Source organism: Saccharopolyspora spinosa NRRL 18395, from assembly GCF_000194155.1.
Classification (GTDB): Bacteria; Actinomycetota; Actinomycetes; order Mycobacteriales; family Pseudonocardiaceae; genus Saccharopolyspora; species Saccharopolyspora spinosa.
Map to the genome: position 1 here is coordinate 146,550 of NZ_GL877881.1, position 2,497 is coordinate 149,046.

Annotated in this window: 3 protein-coding genes; all 3 read right to left on the reverse strand. The window is 68.1% G+C overall.

From position 1 onward, the window contains the following. Positions 1–672, reverse strand: a 672-nt coding sequence (locus SSPN_RS60850; RefSeq protein ID WP_192814557.1) for a hypothetical protein, incomplete at its 3' end; no start/stop codon positions are given. After that, positions 576–1,079 carry a hypothetical protein gene (locus tag SSPN_RS61895; RefSeq protein WP_272941788.1) on the reverse strand — a complete coding sequence of 168 codons (504 nt, stop codon included), beginning with the start codon at positions 1,077–1,079 and terminating at the stop codon, positions 576–578. The genes SSPN_RS60850 and SSPN_RS61895, both read right to left, overlap by 97 nt. Positions 1,080–1,818: 739 nt before the next feature. Continuing rightward, positions 1,819–2,497: hypothetical protein (locus tag SSPN_RS57215; protein ID WP_202798971.1), on the reverse strand; the 679-nt coding region annotated here is incomplete at its 5' end.

Genomic DNA, 2,497 nt, shown 5'->3' on the forward strand with positions numbered 1-2,497 from the left:
CCAATCAAGCCACGCAGCCAGATCGACGTCAGCCGACCACCCGTCCCAGTCGTCCTGATCAGTCTCAGTCCACCCCGACACCCCCTCCGGCCCCGCACCCCGCCCGACCCCCGGGCCACCCACCCAGGTCCCCGTCACGTCCTGGTCCTGCTTCCGCCCCGCCGCCTTCGACCGGAGCTCCGCCAACTCCACCTTTTGCTCCTCAGTCAGCCGCTCCTCCCCCTCCAACTCCTCCAACACCGCAACACGGGCGACAGCAGCCTTCATCTCCCTGCGATACTTCGCGACAGATTCCTTCCTTTTCTGCCACTGCTGCGCCTGCTGCGCCTTCGGCCGAAGCTCCGCCAGCTCCACCTCCTGCGCCTCAGTCAGCCCCTCCAGCCCTTCCAACTCCGCAACCCGGGCGACAGCCGCCTTGCCCGCCCGGTACCGGTACCGATCCGTGAATCCCTTATTCCGTTTCCGCCACTGCTGCGCCTTCGGCCGAAGCTCCGCTAGCTCCACCTCCTGCTCCCCAGTCAGCCCCTCCCGCCCCGCCAACGCCTCCAACTCCGCAACACGTTCGACAGCAGCTTTTATCGCCTGGTGCTGCTTCGCGTTCCTCTCCTTCTGTTTCTGTTTCCGCTCCGCACTCGGGTCCTGCTGGGCCGCCTGATCCGTCGCCGTGAGCACCCCACTCCCGCCATCACCCGGACTCCCGGAAACAGCCCCAACAGCAGCAGCCGCCCCCGCCCCGCCAACACCTCCAACACCGAAACCCGATCGGCAGCAACCTTTCCCGCCAGGGACCGCGCAGCGTCCCCCTCCTTCTTTTTCTGCCACTGCTCCGCCTTTGGCTGAAGCTCCGCCAACTCCGCCTCCTGCTCCACCGTCAGCCGCCCCCGCCCCGCCAACTCCTCCAACACCGGCCCCTGCTCCGCCAACGCCTCCAACTCCACAACACGGGCAGCAGCAGCCTTTCTCGCCTGGTACCGCTTCGCGTCCCCCTCCTTCTTTTTCTGCTTCTGCTGCACCACCTTCGCCTGGAACTCCGCCAGCTCCGCCTCCTGCTCCACGGCCAGCGGCCCCTGCTCCTTCAACGCCTCCAACTCCACAAACCGGGCGGCACCGTCCTTTCTCCGTCACCTCCCGGACCTCCTTCTTCCGCCCCCGCCCCGCCACCTTCGACCGAAGCTCCGCCAGCTCCACCCCCTGCTCCCCAGTCAGCCCCTCCAGCCCCTCCAATTCCGCAACCCGGGCGGCAGCAGCCCTTCCCGCCCAGTACCGTCCCGCGTCTCTTTCCTTCTGTTTCTGCTTCTGCTGCACCACCTTCGGCTGAAGCTCCGCCAGCTCCACCTCCTGCTCCACAGTCAGCGGCCCCTGCTCCTTCAACTCCTCCAACAGCGCAATCCGGGCGGCAGCAACCTTTCTCACCGCCCCCCGCCCCGCCAACTCCCCCAACTCCGCAACACGAGCGGCAGCGGCCCTTCCTGTCCGGGACCGCTCCGCGTCTCTTTCCTTCTTTTTCTGCCACGTCTGCGCCTTCCGCCGAAGCTCCGCCACCTCCGCCTCCTGCTCTACCGTCAACGGCCCCTGCCCCGCCAACTCCTCCAACTCCGCAACACGAGCGGCAGCAGCCTTCTCGTGCCCTTCGCCCCGGCTTTGCCCGCCACCGGCCCGGACACACCACCCCCACGCTTCGGACCCGCCACCACGGCGGGCAACCCAGACCCCCAGCCCTGACCCCGCCACCAGGAACCACTGGGCGGCAACACCACCTCCCCCACCACTTCCGCCCCCGGCACCGGAATCACCCACATCCCGGTCGCAGCCACGACATCAGCGGCCTCGGTTCGCAGACACATCCCCACCAAGCACGCCCGCCACTGCCTGATCATCACCGGCAACCGGACTATACGGCGGAGGCGGCGTCCCCGGCCGTTCCCGCCCAAACCCCACTACCTCATCGGAATACGCCGGTGGTGGTGTGTCCGCCCGGTGCTGCTCGGACCCCACGACCCCATCGGAATACGCCGGCAGCGCTGCGCCCGGCCGGTGCTGCTGATGACCTGGCACCTCTGGAACGTCACGAGTCGGCTTTCCGCCCGGCACGCTGCCAACGGCACCCTCCTTACCGCCCTTGACGTACTTGACGTCCTTGCCGTCCACAACAGCGGACACCACGGGGTCTTTACCGGAGGGCACCGGCACCGCAGCCGAATCCACCGGCCCGACCAGGAAAACAGAGTCCACATCAGACGGCTTCGAGCCATCCGAGGCATCCCAGGCATCGGAGGCATCGGATGGGGTGTCCTTGCCCGGGGAGCCAGGGATGTCCCCTGTCTGCGACCCGGACCCTGTCCCCGGCAGCGGGGTCTTCTCCGCGCCGAACCCGCCGCCATCGGTGGTCTCGGCGCTGTCGCCTTCACGTCGGCTGGTGTCGTCGAGGTAGGGGCTTGGGCCTTCCGGGTGCAGCTTGCCCCGCCACACCAAGCCCGCCAGATTGCCCACGCCGCTG